A 21,351-nucleotide genomic window follows, 5' to 3' on the forward strand; every position below is an offset into this window, starting at 1 on the left:
CAACGAAATCGGATCTGCACAGTAATTCCATCGAGCTGGGCCGGGAGCCGCAGACGGTGTCGCACGCCCGTTATCGTGCTTCCCGAGCAGGGCCGCCTGTCAAGATTCCGGGGGCCGGGTCGATGACGCTGGAGAGTCGTCCGGCAGCCAGGCTGGCAAGTGATGTGCGCTGGTTCAAGCGAACGCGACTTGAATGTTGCAGTGCAATGAAAGTTGCACTAAGAAGGGAGTGCTGACCTCGCTTCACTCCGTCCGACCGCCCTCGCTCCAGGAGATGCCCATGAAGCCGTTCCCGCTCGCCTGCTGTCTGTCGTTGTTGTTGTCCGGCACTGCGCCGCTGGCGCTGGCTCAGGAAGAAGAGGCGCCAGCATCGCCGCTCAGCGGTACGTTTGCGGTGACCAGCGATTACCTGTTCCGCGGTATCTCCCAGACCAACGAGGGCCCCGCATTCCAGGCCGGGGTGACCTACAAGCTGCCGCATGGCCTGTACATCGGCACCTGGGGATCCAATGTGAATTACACGACCAGCGATCCGAACTGGGAAGTGGACGGCTTTGTCGGCTACAACACCGACCTCGGCAGCCGTTGGAACGTCGACGTGATGGTGAACCGCTATCAATACCTGGGCGCGCGCGACTCCGACTACGCCGAGCTGATCACCAAGACCACGTTCCTCAAGACCTATAGCCTGACGCTTGCCTATACCAACGACCTGTATGGCTCGCGGACCGATGGGTATTACTACGCGCTGGATGCCAACTGGGCATTGCCGTACAACTTCACCCTTGGCGCGCATGCAGGGCACAGCATCTACACCTCGGCCTTGCGCAAGGTGGATCATGACTACAACGACTTCGGCGTGAACATCGGCAGGACTTTCGGGCCGCTGGGGCTGAGCGTGGGCTATTACGACACCAGCGAGGCGGCCGAATTCGGTTTCGGTGTGCAGAACTCGCAGAACCATCTGGTGGCGACCGCGACGGTTGCCTGGCCGTGAGATGATTTCACCGACGTCCACTGCGGGCGTCGGCCTCGATGGAGGCAGGTCGGAATCGGCGCGTGCAGCCGGAGACCATCGAGGCCGGAGCGCTCAACGTGGACAAGCGCAGAAGCAGAAGGCGCCCTTGGGCGCCTTCGCGTGTCAGCTGCGGTGGCCGATCAGTTCCAGCTCAGCACCACCTTGCCGGCCTTGCCTTCTTCCATCAGGTCGAAACCCTTCTGGAAATCGTCGATCGGCAACTGATGGGTCAACACCTTCTGTAGCGGAAAGCCAGAGAGCACCAGCTGGGTCATCTTGTACCAGGTCTCATACATCTTGCGGCCGTAGATGCCCTGCACGGTGAGTCCCTTGAAGATGATCTTGTCCCAATCGCAGCCGGCGCCGCGCGGCATGATGCCGAGCATGGCGATCTTGCCGCCGTGGTACATGCAGTCCAGCATGTCGTTGAACGCACGCGGATTGCCGCTCATTTCCAGGCCGACATCGAAGCCCTCCATGTGCAGGTCCTTCATCACGTCCTTCAACGAGGTGTTGGACACATTGACCACGCGGGTGGCACCCATGTCGGCAGCCAGCTTGAGGCGAAAGTCGTTGACGTCGGTGACCACCACGTTGCGCGCGCCGATATGCTTGCAGATGCCGGCGGCAATGATGCCGATCGGACCGGCACCGGTGATCAGCACGTCTTCGCCGATGACGTCGAACTCCAGCGCGCAATGCGCGGCGTTGCCGTAGGGGTCGAAGAACGCCGCCAGTTCGGAGGGGATCTGGTCGGGGATCGGCCACAGGTTCGATGCCGGCATCACCATGTATTCGGCGAAGGCGCCGTTGACGTTGACGCCAATGCCCACCGTGTTGGGGCACAGGTGCGGGCGGCCGCCGCGGCAGTTGCGGCAGTGCCCGCAGACGATATGGCCTTCGGCCGAAACGCGCTGGCCGACCTGATAGCCGGTCACCGCCGAGCCGAGCTCGGCCACACGGCCGACGAATTCATGGCCGATGGTCAGGCCGGGCTTGATGGTGCGCTGGCTCCACTCGTCCCACAGGTAGATGTGCAGATCCGTGCCGCAGATGGCAGTCTTTTCCAGCTTGATCAGCACCTCGTTGGGGCCAGGGGTGGGGACCGGCACCTGTTCCATCCAGATACCCTTTCCCGCGTCGCGCTTGACCAGCGCCTTCATCGTCTGCGCCATGTGGCGAGGCCTGCTAGTAAAATAAAGTCGGCAATTATATGCCCGATGCCGCATCCGCCATGCGGCAGTGCAGGATGGAGCCGACGTCGGTCTGCGTCTGCCGGGAGGCGGGAGCCGGGCGGGAGATCGAGCGTGGGTCGGGTGGGTTGGCGAGGTTACGCGCGCCCCCATCCGCCCTTCGGGCACCTTCCCCCGCACGCGGGGGAAGGGAGCTTGGGTCGGGTGGGTCGGCGAGGTTGTGCAGCGCCCCCATCCGCCCTTCGGGCACCTTTCCCCGCATGCGAGGGAAGGGAGCGTGCGTCGGGCGGTCGACGAGGTTGCGCAGTACCCCCATCCGCCCTTCGGGCACCTTCCCCCGCATGCGGGGGAAGGGAGCGCGGCGTGACATGGGAGGCGCCGCGGGCTTCATCCTTCTCCCGCGCGCGGGAGAAGGTGGCGCGCAGCGCCGGATGAGGGGAGCGTCTGCAGACTCTCAAAACGCCACGTCCAGGCTGATGAAGTACTGGCGTGGTGCGCCGACCACCATGGTCTGGTTGTAGCCATTGGGATCGGAGGCGACATAGCCATTGGTGCCGGTGCTGGCGAAGTACCGTTTGTCGGTGAGGTTGGTCGCGTTGAGCGCCAGGGCCACGTCCGCTACGCCGCCGAGGCGACCGAAGTCGTAGCGTGCGCCGGCATTGAACAGCCAGTACGACGGCACCTGCGAATCGTTGAGGAAGGTGAGGTAGCGCTTGTCGACGTACTTGCCATCCAGGTCCACACGCAAGTTGCCGAGTTGGTAGCTGGCACTTGAGGAGAACATCAGCGCGGGGATGCCGACCACGTCCTTGCCCGAGGTGGCGACCACGCCGTTGTTGAGGTAATCGTCCTGATAGCTCGAGCGATTCCACGACAGCGAGTTCAACCAGCGCAAGCCTTCGACCGGGCGCCACATCAGCGCCAGGTCCGCGCCGGCGCTGTGCACCGTGCCGACATTGCTCAGGATCGCCGCGCAGGTCTGCACTGCGGTGCACGGAGAAGTGGTCAGCAGGCGATTGGAGAATTTGGTGAAGTAAGCGTCTGCCGAAAGCTCGAAACGCGCCTCCTGCACGCGATAGCCTGCCTGCACGGTCTGCGATTGTTCCGGCTCCAGCGTGGCACGGCTGCGGTCGAACGCGGCCTGCGAGGTCGCGAACGGCGTGAAACCGAAGGCGGCGATGTTCTTGCTGTAGGACGCGTAGATGTCCTGACGGTCGTCGAGCTTGTAGCTGATGCCGAGCTGCGGCAGAAAGCTGTCTTCGGCACGGATGCGGCCTTGCGCCAGCGCGGTGGTCGGCACCAGCGACTGCGCGCGCGTGGTGGTGCTGAGCACCTTTGCGCCGTAATTGAACGTCAGCCGGTCGTCGAGCAGGCGCACGGTGTCCTGCAGATAGACCATGCGGGTCTGTGTGGTGTAGCGCTGCAGGAAGTCGCGGCGGAACGGGGTCTGCGCGTCGTAGACGTTGTAAAGCGAGGTATAGCCCTGGTTGCCCAGCGCGAAGTAGTTGCGGCCCTGCGATGTACGCGCATTCTCTGCCCACAGACCCGCCTCCAGGTCGTGGTTGCCCCATGACCACTTGAGGGCGGTGGTGCCGCCAAAGCGGTCCAGCCCGTAGTCGGTGGTGCGCATCGACAGCGGAACCTGCGCAGAGGTGGCGACGTACGGTGTCACCCATTGCCCCTCGCCACGATTGCCGTGGTAGTAGCCGCCTGCATCCAGGGTGGCGCCGCCGAACACGAAGGTGCCGGACAGGCCCGCCAGATTGTCGCGGCGCAAGCCGCCACCGGCGTAATAACTGGCATCGAGCCAGCTGTAGTCGCCGGGCAGGCCGGCCAGCGAGGTTGGATAGCCGTTGGCCACGCCACTGGTGGCGCCAGTGGCTTGGTAGGCGCGTGCCATCTGCACGGCGGTGGCCCAGTCCGGCTGCAGGTAATCGTAATCCCAGCCGAGCGTGCGCTGGCTGGTCAACGACAGATCCATGTAGTCGTATTCCTTGCGCCGCGAGGTGTCCACAAACAGGCTCAGTCGGTTGCCGTCGCCCCATTGGTACACGGTCTTGAGATTGGCCTGCTCCGATGCCTGGTCTCCGTAGCCCTTCCATTTGTCGGTGCTGGCATTGGCGTAAGCCAGGTACGCCGACAATCCGTCGCGATCGCCGGTATCGGCGCGCACGAAGGTGCGGCGCGTCGCATCGCTGCCCACCGTCTGCACCAGTCGCCCGCCCGGTGTGGTCTGCGGATCGGCGGAGTAGAACTGCAGGGTGCCGCCGAGATTGGTGTTGGACGCGGTCCCCAGCGCGCCGGCGCCTTGGGCGATTTCCACCGAGCCGAGATTTTCGGAAATGATGGCGCGCGAGATGTGCAGGCCATTGGTGACGCCGTAACTCATGTTGCCGAGCGGAATGCCGTCGAGCGTATAGCCCAGGCGGCTTTGATCGAAGCCATGCAGGGTCACCTGCGTGGACCACTCGTAAGTGCCGAACGGATCGGCCGACTGGAATTGCACGCCCGGCAGTTTTTCCACGGCCTTGAACGCGCTGCTGCCCGGAGTCAGTTGTTCGATGTCCTGCCGGCTGATGCGCTGTACCTGGCGCGTGCTGCCTTGGGACACCACATTGATCGCGTCCAGGTCGGTGGCCTTGCCTGCCGTATCGGCTGGCAGCGCGGGTGCAGCGGCAGCTTCGGCGGCCTGCGCCAGGCTGGGGAGCAGCGCTGCCAGGGCGAGCGCCAATGCGGTGAGATCGAAACGGCGAGCGAAAGTCATGGGGGATCCTGTTCGGCGCGGCAGAGGGCAAAAGCACGGCGCAATGCCGGCGTTTCGCGACGCAGGGTGTCAATGACTCATGAAGCATTGATGACGGCGGCTGTCGCAAAACTGTCGCGTGCAGCGGCTATACGTGGGTGCGCCGCGAGGCGTTCATCGCTGCACATCGACCTTGGCAAGGCTTTCGTATGACGTCTGCTGCTTCACGACGCGAGTTCCTCAAGCGCGTTGCCGCGCTCACTGCCGCCGGTGCATTGCCGACGTCGATTGGCCACGCGCTGGCGCTGCCGGCAGATACACGCACCGGCAGCTTGCGCGACATCGAACACGTGGTGATCCTGATGCAGGAGAACCGCTCGTTCGATCACTACTTCGGTGCGCTGCGCGGTGTGCGTGGCTTCGGAGACACGCGTGCCCTGCAACTGCGCGACGGGCACCCGGTGTGGAGCCAGCCGGTCGCGCATGGGCGGCGCCTGCTGCCGTTCGCCTTCGATGCGCAACATAGCTGCGCGCCGCTGATCAAGAGCCTGGATCACTCCTGGAAAGCCGCACACGGGCAGGATCCGGTACGCTGGGCCGAGTACGATGCCTGGGTGCCGTACAAGGGCGAGCTGACGATGGGACACTTCCAGCGCGCCGATATCCCGTACTACCACGCGCTCGCCGACGCCTTCACCATCTGCGACGGCTATTTCTGTTCGATGCACGGGCCCACCAATCCCAATCGCATGTATCTGTTCACCGGCACCAGCGGCCTGAGCGTGGGCGACGCGCGTGCGCAGGCGGTCAGCAACGCCGACGACGGCAACTGGACCGCCGACATGGGGCGCGACAAGCCCGACTACGCGGCGATGGGCTGGACGACCTATGCGCAGCGGCTGCAGGCTGCAGGCATCGACTGGCGCGTGTACCAGGAATACGACAACTTCGGTTGCAACTCGCTGGCATATTTTGCGCACTACCGCGGGCTCGATCCCGCCGACGAGCGCTATCGGCGCGCACGTGCCTATGTGCCCGGATCCACGGCGGACAACGCGGCCATCACCCAGGCCGATCATCTGATCGCCGCGATCGCCTCCGATGTACAGGCCGATCGTCTGCCGCAAGTGGCGTGGGTGATACCACCCACTGCCTACTGCGAGCATCCGGAAGCACCGCCGGCATATGGCGAATCGCTGGTATCGCGGCTGATCGATGCGTTGACCTCCAATCCGCAGGTCTGGGCCAGGACCGCATTGATCATCAATTACGACGAGAACGACGGGTTCTTCGATCATGTGCCGGCGCCGTTGCCGGCGCTGGATGCGCGCATGGGGCGCAGCAACGTTGACGTGCGCGGCGAAGCCTATGAAGGCGTGCCGGTGGGTCTGGGTATCCGTGTGCCGATGCTGGTGATTTCGCCGTGGACGCGCGGCGGTTGGGTCAACTCGCAGGTCTTCGACCACACCTCGGTGCTGCGGCTGCTGGAGCGTCGCTTCGGCGTGGCCGAGCCCAACATCAGTCCATGGCGGCGTGCGGTCAGCGGCGATCTGACCAGTGTGTTCGATTTCCGCGCACCGGACGATTCGGCGCTGAGTGCGCTGCCGTCCGTCGCCGACTACCGCACGCGTACCGCCGCGCTGCGCGGCAAGCCGCAACCACAGCCTCCGGCGACGGCCAGCATGCCGCGGCAGGAGCCCGGGCAGCGGCCGGCGCGCGCGCTGCCGTATGCCTTGCAGGTGCATGCGCGCGTGCACGACGGCGGCGCGCTGCAACTGCAGTTCGTCAACAGCGGCACCGCGGCCGCTGCGTTCAATGTCTATACCGCTGCTGCCAGTGGCGGGCCTTGGTACTACACCGTGCTGCCGGGCACCCGGCTCGACGATGTGCCATCTGGCGCAGTGCATGACGGTACGTACGCATTGCGCGTGCACGGGCCGAACGGCTTCCTGCGCGAATTTTCCGGAGACCTGGCATCGGAGCGCACGCAGGGCGCTGCACCGTGGGTGCAGGCACGACAGGACGGCGATACGCTGGTGCTGGAAATCGGCAATGCCGGGCAGCAGGCATGTACGCTGCAGCTGCGTGCGCTGGACTATGCCGACAAGAGGCCGCGGCCGTTGCAACTTGCCGCCGCCCAGCGGCTCAGCATCCGCGTGCCGCTGGCGGACAGCGATCACTGGTACGACCTGGCGATCGAGCAGCCGGGCGGGGCGTTCCGCCGCCGGCTGGCCGGGCATCTGGAGACCGGCCGGCCCAGTCGCAGCGACCCGGCACTCGGGCGCGCGTGAGGCGTTGCAATCCGTAGGTACTGTTACATGACGTGGCGCAGCGGTTGGCAGATCGAGGGCGGGTGCAACGCGACGAAACCCGCCAGCAAAGTCGGTGCCGGCCCCAAGGCCTGGGCTCGGTACCGGTCAATTTCCTGTCGGACCTGGATATCACCGGCGGCAATTCCGGTTCGCCGGTGATGGACGCACGCGGCAGGCTGGTCGGCCTTGCATTCGACGGCAACTGGGAATCGGTGAGCAGCGACTGGATCTTCGACCCGGCCATGACCCGCATGATCGCCGTGGACAGCCGCTACCTGCGCTGGATCATGACCGAGGTGGCGCCTGCGCCGCAGTTGCTGAAGGAGCTGGGCGTGCGCTGAGCCGGCGGGGGGCGGGGGCGGAGAGCGGTTATGATGCGGTCCGGTTTCGCCGCCGCGAGCCGGCCCCTCCCCCAAGGAACTCTCAGCGCATGCGCATCCTGCTTGCTCGTCACGGCGAGACGCCGTGGAACGCCGAAGGCCGTTATCAGGGCCAGATCGATATTCCGCTGTCGCCGGTTGGCGAAGGCCAGGCACGCGCGCTGGGCGAGCGCTTGCAGTCGCTGCAGATCGCGCGTGCGGTCGCCTCGCCCCTGGCGCGTGCGCAGGCCACTGCCAAGGCCGCACTGGGCGCTGCGCGCGCCTCGCTGCTGCAAACCGATGCCGACCTGCAGGAAATCGCCCACGGCGAGTGGGAAGGCCTGCTGGCCAGCGAGATTCACGACAAGGATCCAGCACGCCTGCGCGCCTGGCGCGATGAGCCGGACACCGTACTGATGCCCGGCGGCGAATCGCTGCGGCAGGTGCTCGATCGCAGCTGGCGCGGCCTGGCGCGTGCCGCCGACGGCCTGGGTGCCGACGACACCTTGCTGGTGGTCGCGCACGACGCGGTCAACCGCGTGATCCTGTGCAAGATCCTGGGCTTGCCACTGTCCAGGCTGTGGAGCTTCCGCCAGGCCCCGACCACGCTCAACCTGCTCGAAGGCAGCGACGTCGATCACCTGGAGGTGGTCCGCCTCAACGACTGTGCGCACCACACACCGTTCTTTGGTGAGGCCAAGCACCGGGCGCTATAGGTTCCCGCAACATTAGTGCAAGCCGGCCGGGACGGAGACGGATCATCATGGACTTGTCGTGGCACACAGAAAGGCTGCAGCTGGCTTGCCTCTTTCTGACATCTCGTTTTTTCTAATCGTCCACCATTTCAGGTTTCTTCCGCCGACCAATGCCCTGGTCGATCTGACCTTCGTTGTCGCATGTGGTGCAGCCGCACTGTTTTTTCTTCTTGTTGATGTGGGCCAATGCAACGCCTGGGTAGGATCAAGCTGCGCGCAATCTTCGTCTTTTCTGCGGTTTGAGTCTGCTTCTGGCCGGTGACGCGTCTCTTCCATCGGTGCCAAACTTGGCTTCCCTGACCAACCTTGCGTTGTATTGGGGATAATGTGTTCCGCAACGCATGACGTCAGGTAAATCAGTGACCACGCCCACCACGCTCTCCGACTGGCTCGCCTACATCGAGCAGCAGCACCCCAGCAGCATTGCCATGGGACTGGAGCGCGTGCGCGAGGTCGCCGCGCGCCTGCAGCTGGAAGCGCCGGCCAAGCACGTCATCGTCGCGGGCGGGACCAATGGCAAGGGCTCGACGGTGGCCTTCATCGAAGCGATCGGGCGCGCCGCCGGCTGGAAGGTGGGGGCCTATACCTCGCCGCATCTGCTGCGCTACAACGAGCGTGTGCGCATCGATGGTGAGGAGGCCGGCGATGCGCAGCTGGTGGCTGCATTCGCAGCGGTCGAGGCGGCGCGCGGCGACACCGCGCTGACCTATTTCGAGTTCGGCACGCTGGCGGCGTTGTGGCTGTTTCAGCGATCCGGGCTGGAGTTGGCGGTGCTGGAAGTCGGCCTGGGCGGGCGGCTGGATGCGGTCAATATCGTCGATTCGGATGTGGCGGTGATCACCACCGTGGATATCGATCACACCGACTGGCTGGGCGAGGACCGCGAGGCGATCGGGGCGGAGAAGGCCGGCATCATTCGCGGCTGGAAGCCGGTGGTGCTGGGCGAGATCGACCCGCCGTCCAGCGTGCTGCGGCGCGCCTATCTGCTGGGCGCCAATGCGATCCGCGCCGGCAGCGATTATTTTCACGAGCCCGTCGACGCGCAGCGCTGGCGCTGGCGCGATGTGGCGGTGAGCCTGGAGCTGCCGATGCCGGCGTTGCAGGCGCCGGTACAGCTGGCCAACGCTGCGGCCGCCATTGCCGCCTTGCAGGCACTGCCGGTGGCGGTGCCGGCGGCGGCGTGGGCCCAGGGCATCGCCGCGGCAAGCGTGGCGGGGCGTCTGCAGCGCATCGATGTTGCGGGCGTGCAGGTGCTGCTGGATGTGGCGCACAACCCGCAGGCCGCGCGCGCGCTGGGCCAGGCACTGGCCGCGCAGCCGATCGCCGGCAGCACCTACGCCCTCTACGCCGCGCTGGCCGACAAGGACGCACCGGGCGTGGTGGGGGCCTTGGCAGCGCAGGTCGACCACTGGCTGCTGACGGGACTGGACGGCACGCGCGGGCAGTCGGCGCAGGCGTTGCAGCGGCAACTGCACGGCACTGCCGCCGCCCACGCGCCGTGTCACGCCGATGTGGCGGGCGCGTTGCAGGCGGTGCTGGCCGCAGCCAAGGCCGGCGATCGGGTGCTGGTGTTCGGCTCGTTCCACACCGTCGCCGAGGCGCTGAGCGCACTTCGTTCAGCCGGTTAGGGTCGGCAGGCGGGCGCCGGCCTTATAATCGCCGCGGCACCCCGCCACGCCGCCTTTAGCTCTCTTCTGTGGACACTGCTCTGAAACAGCGATTGATTGGCGCCATCGTTCTGGTGGCGCTTGCCGTGATCTTCCTGCCGATGCTGGTGAAGGGCCCTGCGCCGTCCAGCGGCGTGGCCGATGTCCCGCTCGAGGCGCCTGCCGCGCCCGGCCAGGGCGAATTCGAAACCCGTGAGCTGCCGTTGGTGACCCCGGGCGATGCTCCGGCCGGTGGCGCACTGGGCATGGCCGGCGCCCCCAGCGCCCCGGCGGCGGTGCAGGACAACCCCGATGCTGCCGATCTGGCCACGCCGTCCAGCACGCCATCTGCGCCGGACGTGGCGGCCGGCAACTACGCGGTCAACTTCGGCGCCTATGCCACCAGCGCCGATGCCGATGCGGTCATCGCCCGGCTCAAGCAGGCGCAGTTGCCCGGTTTCAGCGAAAAGACCCAGATCAGCGGCCGCCCGGCCTGGCGCGTGCGCGTCGGCCCGTATGCCGATCAGGCCCAGGCTGAATCGGCCCGTCTGCAGGCGGTGAAGGTGCGCAGCGACGTCAACGCCCAGGTAGTGACCCTGGATGCAAGCGCCACCGCTCCGCCGCCGGTGGCAACGCCGACCCCGTCGACCACACCCACACCCACGCCGAGCAGCAGCGCTGCTACCGCTGCCACGCCTGCGGCCACCAAGACCGAAAGCCTGCCGCCGGAGCCGGCCAAGCCGGTCGCCGCCGCACCCAAACCGGCCGAGGCGCCCAAGCCAGCACCAGCCAAGCCCGAGGTCGCAAAGGCCACTCCGACAACGCCGGAACCTGCCAGGCCCGAACCGGCCAAGCCATCGGTTCCTGTACCCACGGCGCCGGCCGCGCCGGCCGCCAGCGGGGTCGGATTCGCAGTACAGCTGGGCGCTTTCGGCCGCGCCGAAGATGCCAATGCGCTGCGCGACCGCGTGCGCGCAGCCGGCTTCAGTGCGCTTGTCGAGCAGGTCCGTACCGACAAGGGCGCGCTCAATCGTGTGCGCGTCGGCCCGGTCGCCAACCGGGGCGACGCCGAGCAGCTGCGCGCGCAGGTGGCGGCCAGGGTCGGCATTTCCGGCATGGTGCGTCCGCATCCTTGAGATGGGAGCGATGCCACAGGCCGTCGCCAGCCGGCTGAAACAGCCGCGGCAGCGGCATGGCGCCCGTGCAGCATGCGGGTTGCCGGTGCAACGAGGGGATCGGGGCCCGGCGGACACCGGCCCCATCCCGCATTCCGATGGCCTTGAACCCATGGAGGGGACGGCAACGATGAACTGGTCACGTGGCACAAGCGGCGCCTACGCCGCGCGGAGACTTCGCCGATGATCGACATGGTGTTGGGCGTCATCATCCTGGTCTCGGCGTTGCTGGGGCTGCTGCGCGGCTTTGTCGCGATCGTGGTGGGCACCTTGTCGTGGCTGCTGGCCGGCTGGGCCACCTTCCAGTTCGGCGGCGCGGCCGCGCGCTGGCTGGCCGATGGCAAGCACCCGTCTGCGACTGAATCGTTCGGCGGCTACGCGATGGTGTTCGTCGGCGTGCTGGTCAGCGTCGCGGTGATCGGCATGGTGGTCCGTGCCGGCGTGGATGCGGTCAGGCTCGGAGGAACCGACCGGATGCTCGGGTTCGGTCTGGGCGTGGTGCGTGGCGGCTTCCTGGCCTGCGTGCTGGTGCTGCTGATGGGCTTCACCCCGTTGCCGCGCGAGCCGTCCTGGCGCCAATCGGCGCTGGTGCCGCTACTGGCGCCCGGCGCGGGATGGATGCGGGCGCAACTGCCGGCCTGGCGGATGCCGTCGATGGAAATGCCGTCGATGGAACTGGGCGACCTGCCGACGGAGTTGGGGAAGTTGCCCTCGGCAGGCGATAATACGGGCCTGGGCAAGGCGCTTTCGGGGTCCGGGCTGGGCGACAGCATCAAGAGTGCGCTCGGCAGACCCGGCAAGCCCGCCAGCGACGGACGCGATCCGGCGCAGGCGATGCCGGCCAACATCGATCCGGCGCAGGTTCGCGGCGGAGAAAGCGATCCGGCTCGGGTCGAGTCCCAAGGCCAGGCACGGCCACCTTCACAGTAACGGCGCAAGCCGAAGCGGAGAACGCGCACCATGTGTGGCATCGTCGGTATTGTCGGCAACCAGAACGTCGCCGGGCAGCTTTATGACGGCCTGACCGTCCTGCAGCATCGTGGGCAGGACGCCGCAGGCATCGCCACTGCCGACGGCACGCGGTTGCGCGTGCAGAAGGCCAACGGCCTGGTGCGCGATGTCTTCGATGAAAAGAAGATGGCCGTACTGGAAGGCCGGGTCGGCATCGCGCATTGCCGCTATCCGACCGCCGGATCGGAAGGCATGGACGAAGCGCAGCCGTTCTACGTCAACTCGCCCTACGGGATCGCGCTGGCCCACAACGGCAACCTGATCAACACCGAGGCGCTGCGCCAGCAGGTGTTCGAAGCCGACCGCCGCAACATCAATACCGATTCGGACAGCGAAGTGCTGTTGAACGTGTTCGCCTACGAACTGGATGCGCAACGCATGCTCACCCCCGAGGCGGCGATCCGCGCGGTGGCCGGCGTGCACCGCCGCTGCAAGGGCGGCTACGCGGTGGTCAGCGTGGTGCTGGGCCTGGGCCTGGTGGCCTTCCGCGACCCGCACGGCATTCGCCCGCTGGTACTGGGCAAGCGCGAACATGCCGAAGGCATCGAGTACATCGTGTCCTCCGAATCGGCCGCGCTGGACATCCTGGGATATCAGCGCGTGCGCGACGTGCGCCCGGGCGAGGCGCTGGTGATCACCGCGCGTGGCGAGCTGTTCTCGGAAGTGTGCGCCGCGCCGACCGATCATGCGCCGTGCATTTTCGAGTATGTGTATTTCGCGCGTCCCGATTCGATGATCGATAACATTTCGGTGCACAAGGCGCGCATGCGCATGGGCCTGAAGCTGGGCGAAAAGATCCTGCGCCTGCGCCCGGACCACGACATCGACACCATCATTCCGATCCCCGATACCTCGCGCGATGTCGCGCTGGAAATGTCCAACGTACTCGGCGTGAAGTACCGCGAGGGCTTCGTCAAGAACCGCTACGTGGGCCGCACCTTCATCATGCCGGGGCAGGGCGAGCGGCAGAAATCGGTGCGTCGCAAGCTCAATCCGATCCACCTGGAATTCCGCAACCGCGTGGTGTTGCTGGTCGACGATTCCATCGTGCGCGGTACCACCAGTCGGCAGATCGTGCAGATGGCGCGCGATGCCGGCGCGCGCAAGGTGTATCTGGCCTCGGCCGCGCCGCCGGTGCGCTTTCCCAATATCTACGGCATCGATATGCCGGCTGCCGAGGAGCTGATCGCACATGGCCGCAGCGAGCAGGAGATCCAGGAATTCCTGGGCTGCGACTGGCTGATCTACCAGGATCTGGAAGACCTGGAAGTGGCGGTGCGCGAAGGCAATCCGGACATCAAGCAGTTCGATTCCTCGTGCTTCAACGGCGAGTACATCACCGGTATCGAGCCGAGCTATTTCGAACGCATCCAGCAGTTGCGCTCGGACGATGCCAAGAAGCGTCGCCGCGCCTGAGCTGCGCAGATGCGTGGCCCCGGCGATCCTGCTCGCCGGGCGGATAGGATCGCTGCCGGGATGGAGCGCAGCGATGCCGGCGCGGGCGCCATGACGACCGATCTGTTCGCCGCGGCGCGGGCCTGCCTCGATGCCGCCGATCCGCTGCAGAAGGTGGCGCTGACCCAGCGCCATGCGGCAGCGTTTCGCGAGCAACGGTTGACCATCGATGCTGCCGCCCCGGCGCCGTTGCCGATCCGCATGCCGGGCCGGCCGCCGACGCCGGTGCTGGTGCATCCGCGCGAGTTGCCGCGGCGTGGATTGGGGACGCCGGAAGGACGCGCCGCCTTCATCCATGCCATCGCGCATATCGAGCTCAATGCCATCGATCTGGCCTGGGATGCGGTGTATCGCTTTCGCGGCCTGCCGGCCGCGTTCTACGCCGATTGGGTGGCGGTCGCCGACGACGAATCGCGTCATTTCATGTTGCTGCGTGCGCGCCTGCACGCGCACGACCGCGACTACGGTGACTTCGCCGCGCATAACGGCCTCTGGGAGATGTGCGAAAAGACCGCGCACGACGGCCTGGCACGCATGGCGCTGGTGCCGCGGGTGCTGGAGGCGCGTGGGCTGGATGTGACGCCGGCGATGATCGTCAAACTGCGCTCGCTGGGCGATGTCGCCACTGCGGAGGTGTTGGAGACCATCCTGCGCGAGGAGGTCGCCCACGTGGCCGCCGGCTCGCGCTGGTATCGCTGGTACTGCGAGCGGGCCGGCATCGAACCGCGCGCGCGCTTCAAGACACTGCTGCGCGAGTACGCCGGTGGCTATCTGCACGGGCCGTTCAACATCGAGGCCAGGCTGCTCGCCGGCTTCGACGAGGATGAACTGGCGAGCCTGGTGGAGCAGGCCGGCTAGGCTGGCGCAGTCTCTCGCAGCCCCCGTGGGAGACGGCTGCGTCGTCGGCTGCTGGCCACCTTCGTTCGTGACGGGGCGCCCGAACCGGATCGCACGAAGCATTCGATGATCGCCGGCCGCGCATGGTGGTGGAGCGGCGGGCCAGACGTGGACGCAGTGCCGGCGTTCCAGCGGCCCGGGCCGGAGTGTGCGCTGGTTCCTGCCTTGTCGCCGCCGAAATCGCATCAGCGCCCGCAAACCATCACAGAAATGTAATTTTCCTTTGTAACTACTTGCAATCGGTGTATTCACCGGCGCCCTAATGACGATCCGGGGACAGGGGCCCGGTGTTTCACATCCGTAACTTCCATGTCTTAGGAGAGAAAGACGATGAAGTCGAAGTCGATGTGCACCACGGTTGGTCTGATCGCGATGTGTCTGGCCGGTTCGGCTGCCGCTGCCGGCAAGCCGCTGTATCAAACCGGCCCGGCGCTCAGCCGCAGCGCCGCCGCCACCACCGAGCCCTCGCTGCAACGCCTGCTGAGCGCACCGTCCACCACCACCGCGCAAGTGGTGCAGCTCGATGCCGCGGCGGTGACCGCCGGCGAAAAGCTGCTGGAACTGCAGCTCGATGGTCAGACCGTGACCGCCACCCAGGCCAAGGTGGACGCATTGGAGGGCGGGGACAGCGTGTGGTACGGCAATCTCGGCCCACGTGCCGGCACCCGCGCGCGCACCCTGTCCGGCGTGGACCCGTTGAACTCGGCCATCCTGGTGCGCAGCGGCGACACCGTGACCGGCACCATTCGCCATGCCGGCAAGCTGTATCGCCTGCGTCCGTTGGCCGATGGCCGCCATGTGCTGGTGCAGGTCGACGAGCGGCGCATGCCGCAGGAGCATCCGGCCGAATACAGCCTGTTGCCCAGGTTCGACATGCCCGGCGACGGACGCGTCACCACCGCGGCCGCCTCATCCGGCAGCCCGGCCACCATCCGCGTCCTGGTCGTGGCCACCAACAAGGCGGTGACCGCCTACGGCGGCAACATGCAGTCGCTGGTGCAACTGGCGGTGGCCGAAGCCAATCAGAGCTACATCAACAGCAATGTCGGCATCACCCTGCAGTTGGCACGTTACGAAACCGCCAACTACACCGAGACCGGCAACTTCAGCACCGACCTGCAGCGCTTCCGCGTGACCAACGATGGCTACATGGACAGCATCCACACCAGCCGCAATACCTACGCCGCCGATGTGGGCGTGATCGTGCTGGACAACAGCAGCTACTGCGGCCTGGCATCGGGCATCGGCTCGACCGCGGCAAGCGCGTTCGCCTCGGTGTACTGGGATTGCGCCACCGGCTATTACAGCTTCGCGCATGAAATCGGCCATCTGCAGAGCGCACGCCACGATGCCGCCAGCGACCCGAGCACCTCGCCGTATCCGTACGGCCACGGCTATCGCTATGGCAACAGCTGGCGCACCATCATGGCCTACAACTGCTCGAGTAATTGCCCGCGCTTGAATTACTGGTCCAATCCCAACATCAGCTACAATGGCGTCCCGATGGGCAACGCCAGCACCGCCGATAATCAACGCGTGCTGGTCAACACCAAGGCCACGATCGCCGGCTTCCGCTGAGAGCGGCTAACAAAACGACTGCGTCCCCGCCAGGCGGGCGCGGCCGGTGCTCGGAATCGGCATGTACCGCTCTTACACTCCGGTTCCTCCGCGCCGTCCACACCCACCTGACGACCGCTCGCTACGTTCTGTTTGCTGCTCTAAGTGTCTGCTTGAACCGTTCCGGCCCGGCACCGGCAGGTGTCGGGCCACGCTATCCGCAGCGGCAGCGATCGCGCAGACTAGGCCTGCCGCCGGCAGATGCCGGCCCCGTCCTGTCCAGCGGAGCGTCCATGTCCCTGTTGCTGCGTCATGCGTTGGTCTGTCTGGCGGTATTGGTCATGGTCGGCTGCAGGCAGCAGCCGGCCGAGCCTGCCGTCACGCCCCCCAAGCCTGCCGTCACCGCGCCTGCGGCGGGCACTGCCGACGATGCCAGGGCACGTGCGCTGCACGCACTCGAGGCGCGTCTGCAGAGCGACCAGGCGTATCCGGACAATTGCATCAGCATCGTTTCCGAACCAGGCGATGCGCCGGTGCCGCAGAGCTTTGAATTCGCGGTCCGCGAACGGCATGGCAACGGTTGCCCGGGCGATCCGCAGACCAGCCCGGTGCGCGACCGCTTTCGCGTAAACGCTAACGGCGAGGTGCTGTGGTACGACGTGGTCAACGCGGATTTCGTCGATTACGCAAAGCGCTCGCAAGGCCAGCAGTAGCCGGTGCGGCGAGCCCGCGCGGCTTCGCGCAGGGCGCAGGAGTGGCCTGCGTGCTGCCCGGTGCCGGCTGGCCCCGGCAACCGTGTCGTCGGCGACGCGCCGTGCAGGCGCGCCGGTCGCTTCACAACGCCAGCTGCTCCAGCGATACGCCATCGGCATCCACCCGCAGCACCGAGCCTTGCGTGTACCAGTCGCCCAGCACGATGCGGGTACAGATGCGATCGGCGGCGTGCACGGTGTGGATGGCAGGGCGGTGGGTGTGCCCATGGATCATGCGATCCACGCCATAACGCACGAAGGTGGTGTCCACTTCCGTCGGCGAGACGTCGGTGACGGTTTCCAGCTGCGCCTGGTCGCCCTGCTTGAGTTCGGCGTAACGGGCTTGGCTGGCGGCGCGCGCCTGTTGCGCGAACGCGACCCGCGCAGCCAGCGGCTGGGACAGGAACTGCGCCTGGAACACCGGATCACGCGTTTGCGCGCGGAATGCCTGATAGGCGGTGTCGTCGGTGCAGAGCAGGTCGCCATGCATCAGCAGGGTGGTGTGTCCGTACAGATCGACCACCGTGGGGTCGGGCAGGATACGGAAGCCTGCGCGCTGCGCGTAGTGCTCGCCGAGCAGGAAATCGCGATTGCCCGGCATGAAGAACACCGGCACGCCGGCGTCGGCGACGCCGTGCAATGCCGTGGCGACCGCATCGGCGGCCGTGGACGGGGTGTCGTCACCGATCCAGGCTTCGAACAGATCGCCTAGGATGTACAGCGCATCGCTGCCGGGAACCTGCGTGCGCAGAAAATCCATGAACAGCTCGGTGATCTCCGGTCGGACCGGATCCAGATGCAGGTCGGAAATGAACAGGGTCGTCATCGCCCCATTGTACGGCGGGAGCGCGGGACGGGACTCGGTGGTTCGGGATTGGGGATTGGGGATTGGGGATTGGGGATTCTGGTTTCGAACCAGCGCTGGAGCGGCACGCTCGGTGTGAGAACGGTTCTTGCGTCTGCGTCGGTGTTCGCGATCGGATGCTCAGGGGCGCACCCTCATCCGCCTTCGCGAAGCACTTTCTTCCGGCAAACCGCCATCGCTTATCCCAACACCGCCGGCAGTCCCCACAGCGACAGGCTGGCCAACAGGGTGCCGATCGCCGTGGCGGCGAGGACATCGCTGGGGTAGTGCAGGCCCAGCACGACGCGCGACAGCGCCACGCCAGCGGAGAACGGCACCAGCAGCGGGGCCAGCCCGGGATAATAGGCCAGCGCCACGATGCTGAAGGACACCGCGTGCAAGGTGTGGCCGGAGGGGAAGCTGAACTCGTCCAGCGGCGCCACCCAGGCACGGATGCGCACATCGGCCGCGTACGGGCGCGGGCGTCGGGTCCAGCGCTTGAGCCCCTTGTAGAGCGTCAATGCCAGCACGCCGGTCGCGGCCATATGCGCGGATGCGCGCACGCCGTCCATGCCGTCGAACAGCACCAGCAATCCCATCAATGCGTACCAGAACACCCCGTCGCCCAGGCGACTGACGGTGGCGAACGCGCGCCGCACCGGGTGCCGGCGGCACCAGTGGTTGGCACGCCGGCACCAGCGCGCTTCGTGGCCGCGCAAGACCTCAAGCCGCGTCGACGACATAGCGCCCCCGTGCAGCGGTGATGCCCAGCAACAAGGCTTCGAGGTCTGACACCACATTGTCCGGGTGCAGCTTCTTCATCGCCTGCGCGGCGGCCGTACCCAGGCGCTGGCGCAGCGCATCGTCCTGGGTGAGCGCGACGGCGGCCTGGACGAAGGCCGTATCGGTGTCCACCGCCGCACCGGTCTGGCCGTTGCGCAGGTACTCGCGCGCGGCGCCGTAATCGAAAGCCACCGTCGCCACGCCGCTGGCCATGGCTTCCAGGGTCACATTGCCGAAGGTTTCGCTGCGGCTGGGAAACAGGAACAGATCGCCGCTGGCGAAGTGGCGCGCCAGGGCGTCGCCGCGCTGAACCCCGCAGAAGATGAAGTCCGGATTTTCATATGCGATCTTTTCGCGCGCCGGGCCATCGCCCACCCAGACGAAGCGCGCTTTCGGGCGAACCTGCTGCAGCTTGCGGAATGCATGCACGGCCAACGGCAGGTTCTTTTCGTTGGCGATTCGCCCGACATGGATCGCGGCGAAGCCCTCGCCTTCGATGCCCCATTGCGCGCGCAATGCCGGGTCGCGGTGGCCCGGGTCGAACTGCTGGCCATCGACTGCACGTGCCAGCAGCTGCACGCGGTGGAAACCGTCCTCGCGCAGTGTCTGCAGCAGTTCGCGCGTCGGCACCAGGGTCACGTCGGCCTGGTTGTGGAAGTGCCGCATCCAGCGCAGCGCAGTGCCTTGCAGCCAGGCGGCGCCGTAATCGGGCAGGTATTCGTCGAAGCGGGTATGGAAGCCGCTGGCCACCGGAATGCCCAGCCGTCGCGCCGCGCGCATCGCCGACCAGCCCAGCGGGCCTTCGGTGGCGATATAAAGCGCATCCGGCTGCGTGGCTTGCCAATGCCGGATCAGCCGCTGGGTGGCCGGTAGCCCGAACTTCAGCCCGGGATAGCGCGGCACCGCCGCGCCCCGGACCAGCAAGGTGTGTGGGGGATCGGCGTCTGTGTGCTGGCGTGGGCGCACCAGGTCCACCTGGTGCCCGCGTGCGCGCAGCCCGGTTTCCAGACCATGCACGGTCAGCGCAACGCCGTTCACTTCGGGGGGATAGGTTTCGGTGACGATCGCGTAGCGCATGCCCGTTCTCCCGTTTTCGCAAGTGTCCGGAAGGGCGATGGCAGGCATGTTGCGCCGACAAGACGCGGCGGTGACAAGCGCGACGGGATTGGGAATTCGGGATTGGGGATTCGCAAAAGCGGTGCATTGCCAGCGTTTAGCGCGACCGCTGGCTTTCAGGTAAAGACATCAGAGCCCCATGCTCGACGAATCCCGAATCCCCACTCCCAAATCCCGCCTGAGGCCGCAGGCCTCAGGTCACGAACGGTTTGAACGTGATGCCCAGCCCGGCCATGCCTTCGACTTCGCCGATCAGGTCGGCGCGCAGCAGGGGGCGCGAATCGATCCAGCTCTGCGACAGGATCAACGACAGCCGCGCGTCCTCGGCAGTGAGTTCGAGGGTCGGGATCGGGTCTGCCTCGTGTGCGCGATGCAACAGTACCGCCAGCCGCAGCAGCGCGGCCTTGCGGCGGGTCGGCAGCAGCAGGCGATCGGGCAGGGCATCGAAGGCGGTCTTGGGCACGTTGCGCCGATGCGTGCGCACCAGCGCCGCCAGTACCTGCTGCTCCTGCCGCGAGAAACCGGCGATGTCCGAATGCTCCAGGATGTAGCTGCCGTGGACATGGTATTGGCTGTGGGCGATCATCAGCCCGAGCTCGTGCAGACGCGCGGCCTGGCGCAACACCTGTGCATCGTCGCCATCCAGTTGCCAGGCGTCGCAGACCTGGTCGAACAGGCGGCACGCGGTGGCCTCCACGCGCTGCGCCTGCGCCTCGTCGATGCCGTAGCGTTGCACCAGCGAGGTCACCGAGCTGTCGCGCGGGTCGTTCTGGCCGCCGCGGCCAAGCATGTCGTAGAGGATGCCTTCGCGCATTGCGGCCTTGCTGACCATCAGCTTCTCCAGCCCCAGTGCCTGGAAAGCCGCCTCCAGCACCAGGATTCCGCCGGCGATGATCGGCCGGCGCTCGGCGGCCAAGCCGGGCAGCTGGATGTCTTCGATGCGCTTGGCCTTGAGCAACTCTTCGCGCAATGCCGGCAACGCCTGCGCAGTGATCGCGCCCTTGGTGAGCTTCATCGCGGCGCAGATCTCGCCGATGGCCTTGTGGGTCCCGGACGAACCGATCGCTTCGTGCCAGCCCAGCGCCTTGTACTGGCCAGCGAACTGCTGGAATTCGGCGCCGATCTCGGTCAGCGCGTCCTTCCATTTCTTCTTGGACAGTTTTCCGCCCGGGAAGAACCGCCGGGTACTGGCGATGCAACCGGCCTGCAGGCTCTCGCGTTCCAGGGTCTGGAACCCCTGGCCGATGATGAACTCGGTGGAGCCGCCACCGATGTCGATCACCAGCCGGCGCTGATCGTTCTTGGGCGGTTGGGCATGGGCGACGCCGAGATAGATCAGGCGCGCCTCCTCGCGGCCGCTGACCACTTCGATCGCATGTCCCAGTGCGGTTTCCGCCGGCATCAGGAAGGTCTGCGGCGAACGCAGCTGGCGCACCGTATTGGTCGCCAGCGCACGCACACGCAGCGAAGGCACGTCGCGGATGCGCTGCCCGAAACGCGCCAGGCATTCCAGTGCACGTTGCCGCGCCTCGTTGGACAGGCCGCCCTTGCCATCCAGGCCATCGGCCATGCGCACGGTTTCGCGCAGGCGATCGACCACGCGCAACTGTCCCATCAGATAGCGCGCGATGACCATGTGGAAACTGTTGGAGCCTAGATCGATGGCGGCAAGAAAATCGCCATCACGCAGGGGCGGAGTCGTGGGGGAGGGCATTGGCATGGCCGCATGGTAGCC

General features: G+C 66.5%; 16 protein-coding genes, 1 other RNA gene and 1 pseudogene. 12 read left to right on the top strand and 6 right to left on the bottom strand.

Features of this window, described 5'->3' with window-relative positions:
- Positions 1-280 precede the first annotated feature (280 nt).
- A complete protein-coding gene (locus LL962_RS07715) occupies positions 281-997 on the top strand; it encodes a TorF family putative porin (protein ID WP_104584600.1) in 717 nt (238 codons plus the stop codon).
- Positions 998-1,158: 161 nt separating this feature from the next.
- Here the strand turns inward: LL962_RS07715 and tdh are convergent, their stop codons facing one another.
- Complete coding sequence (gene tdh / locus LL962_RS07720) at positions 1,159-2,193, bottom strand: L-threonine 3-dehydrogenase (RefSeq protein ID WP_167394470.1); 1,035 nt, start codon at positions 2,191-2,193, stop codon at positions 1,159-1,161.
- Positions 2,194-2,665: 472 nt separating this feature from the next.
- Positions 2,666-4,975, bottom strand: coding sequence for a TonB-dependent receptor (locus tag LL962_RS07725; protein ID WP_228316482.1), 2,310 nt, complete (start codon positions 4,973-4,975; stop codon positions 2,666-2,668).
- A gap of 188 nt (positions 4,976-5,163) precedes the next feature.
- Here LL962_RS07725 and LL962_RS07730 point away from each other — a divergent pair, with 188 nt between their 5' ends.
- The 11 genes and pseudogenes from LL962_RS07730 to LL962_RS07780 all read left to right on the top strand — a co-directional run bounded on the left by LL962_RS07730 (position 5,164) and on the right by LL962_RS07780 (position 16,834).
- Entirely contained in the window at positions 5,164-7,245 is a 2,082-nt protein-coding gene (locus LL962_RS07730) for a phosphocholine-specific phospholipase C (protein ID WP_228316483.1), read from the top strand.
- A 107-nt stretch (positions 7,246-7,352) separates the two neighbouring features.
- Positions 7,353-7,607: pseudogene (locus LL962_RS07735) on the top strand (S46 family peptidase); the annotation flags it as partial.
- 89 nt (positions 7,608-7,696) lie between these two features.
- Entirely contained in the window at positions 7,697-8,341 is a 645-nt protein-coding gene (locus tag LL962_RS07740) for a histidine phosphatase family protein (protein WP_104584593.1), read from the top strand.
- A gap of 398 nt (positions 8,342-8,739) precedes the next feature.
- Positions 8,740-10,008 carry a bifunctional tetrahydrofolate synthase/dihydrofolate synthase gene (folC, locus tag LL962_RS07745; protein WP_441004860.1) on the top strand — a complete coding sequence of 423 codons (1,269 nt, stop codon included), beginning with the start codon at positions 8,740-8,742 and terminating at the stop codon, positions 10,006-10,008.
- Positions 10,009-10,076: 68 nt separating this feature from the next.
- Positions 10,077-11,162 carry an SPOR domain-containing protein gene (locus LL962_RS07750; RefSeq protein ID WP_228316485.1) on the top strand — a complete coding sequence of 362 codons (1,086 nt, stop codon included), beginning with the start codon at positions 10,077-10,079 and terminating at the stop codon, positions 11,160-11,162.
- A gap of 222 nt (positions 11,163-11,384) precedes the next feature.
- Positions 11,385-12,131 carry a CvpA family protein gene (locus LL962_RS07755; RefSeq protein ID WP_104584585.1) on the top strand — a complete coding sequence of 249 codons (747 nt, stop codon included), beginning with the start codon at positions 11,385-11,387 and terminating at the stop codon, positions 12,129-12,131.
- A gap of 30 nt (positions 12,132-12,161) precedes the next feature.
- Positions 12,162-13,628, top strand: a complete 1,467-nt coding sequence (purF, locus tag LL962_RS07760; protein ID WP_104584582.1) for an amidophosphoribosyltransferase — start codon at positions 12,162-12,164, stop codon at positions 13,626-13,628.
- Positions 13,629-13,688: 60 nt separating this feature from the next.
- Positions 13,689-14,525: a ferritin-like domain-containing protein gene (locus tag LL962_RS07765; protein ID WP_228316486.1), complete on the top strand. Its 837-nt coding sequence runs from the start codon at positions 13,689-13,691 to the stop codon at positions 14,523-14,525.
- A gap of 369 nt (positions 14,526-14,894) precedes the next feature.
- Positions 14,895-16,142 carry a zinc-dependent metalloprotease gene (locus LL962_RS07770; RefSeq protein ID WP_228316487.1) on the top strand — a complete coding sequence of 416 codons (1,248 nt, stop codon included), beginning with the start codon at positions 14,895-14,897 and terminating at the stop codon, positions 16,140-16,142.
- 61 nt (positions 16,143-16,203) lie between these two features.
- Positions 16,204-16,279, top strand: a non-coding RNA gene (locus LL962_RS07775) — sX9 sRNA.
- Positions 16,280-16,414: 135 nt separating this feature from the next.
- Positions 16,415-16,834 (top strand): hypothetical protein, encoded by a 420-nt coding sequence (locus LL962_RS07780; protein ID WP_228316488.1) that lies wholly within the window; start codon positions 16,415-16,417, stop codon positions 16,832-16,834.
- Between the two features lie 121 nt (positions 16,835-16,955).
- Here the strand turns inward: LL962_RS07780 and lpxH are convergent, their stop codons facing one another.
- From lpxH to ppx, 4 genes are all read right to left on the bottom strand, one after another.
- Entirely contained in the window at positions 16,956-17,699 is a 744-nt protein-coding gene (lpxH, locus tag LL962_RS07785; protein WP_228316489.1) for a UDP-2,3-diacylglucosamine diphosphatase, read from the bottom strand.
- 218 nt (positions 17,700-17,917) lie between these two features.
- The gene (locus LL962_RS07790; RefSeq protein ID WP_104584567.1) at positions 17,918-18,460 is read right to left on the bottom strand and encodes a phosphatase PAP2 family protein; all 543 of its coding nucleotides are present in this window, start codon (positions 18,458-18,460) and stop codon (positions 17,918-17,920) included.
- Positions 18,441-19,577, bottom strand: a complete 1,137-nt coding sequence (locus LL962_RS07795) for a glycosyltransferase family 4 protein (protein WP_228316490.1) — start codon at positions 19,575-19,577, stop codon at positions 18,441-18,443. Before LL962_RS07795 ends, LL962_RS07790 begins: the two co-directional genes overlap by 20 nt.
- A 232-nt stretch (positions 19,578-19,809) precedes the next feature.
- Complete coding sequence (gene ppx / locus LL962_RS07800; protein WP_228316556.1) at positions 19,810-21,330, bottom strand: exopolyphosphatase; 1,521 nt, start codon at positions 21,328-21,330, stop codon at positions 19,810-19,812.
- Positions 21,331-21,351: the final 21 nt, after the last annotated feature.

The sequence above is a fragment of the Xanthomonas sp. NCPPB 1067 genome (assembly GCF_020783795.1).
In the GTDB taxonomy this organism is placed as follows: domain Bacteria; phylum Pseudomonadota; class Gammaproteobacteria; order Xanthomonadales; family Xanthomonadaceae; genus Xanthomonas; species Xanthomonas melonis.

Coding starts and splice junctions, on each gene's coding strand:
- LL962_RS07715 (WP_104584600.1), top strand. CDS start 281: ATGAAGCCGTTCCCGCTCGCCTGCTGTCTGTCGTTGTTGTTGTCCGGC.
- tdh (WP_167394470.1), bottom strand. CDS start 2,193: ATGGCGCAGACGATGAAGGCGCTGGTCAAGCGCGACGCGGGAAAGGGT.
- LL962_RS07725 (WP_228316482.1), bottom strand. CDS start 4,975: ATGACTTTCGCTCGCCGTTTCGATCTCACCGCATTGGCGCTCGCCCTG.
- LL962_RS07730 (WP_228316483.1), top strand. CDS start 5,164: ATGACGTCTGCTGCTTCACGACGCGAGTTCCTCAAGCGCGTTGCCGCG.
- LL962_RS07740 (WP_104584593.1), top strand. CDS start 7,697: ATGCGCATCCTGCTTGCTCGTCACGGCGAGACGCCGTGGAACGCCGAA.
- LL962_RS07755 (WP_104584585.1), top strand. CDS start 11,385: ATGATCGACATGGTGTTGGGCGTCATCATCCTGGTCTCGGCGTTGCTG.
- purF (WP_104584582.1), top strand. CDS start 12,162: ATGTGTGGCATCGTCGGTATTGTCGGCAACCAGAACGTCGCCGGGCAG.
- LL962_RS07765 (WP_228316486.1), top strand. CDS start 13,689: ATGGAGCGCAGCGATGCCGGCGCGGGCGCCATGACGACCGATCTGTTC.
- LL962_RS07770 (WP_228316487.1), top strand. CDS start 14,895: ATGAAGTCGAAGTCGATGTGCACCACGGTTGGTCTGATCGCGATGTGT.
- LL962_RS07780 (WP_228316488.1), top strand. CDS start 16,415: ATGTCCCTGTTGCTGCGTCATGCGTTGGTCTGTCTGGCGGTATTGGTC.
- lpxH (WP_228316489.1), bottom strand. CDS start 17,699: ATGACGACCCTGTTCATTTCCGACCTGCATCTGGATCCGGTCCGACCG.
- LL962_RS07790 (WP_104584567.1), bottom strand. CDS start 18,460: ATGTCGTCGACGCGGCTTGAGGTCTTGCGCGGCCACGAAGCGCGCTGG.
- LL962_RS07795 (WP_228316490.1), bottom strand. CDS start 19,577: ATGCGCTACGCGATCGTCACCGAAACCTATCCCCCCGAAGTGAACGGC.
- ppx (WP_228316556.1), bottom strand. CDS start 21,330: ATGCCCTCCCCCACGACTCCGCCCCTGCGTGATGGCGATTTTCTTGCC.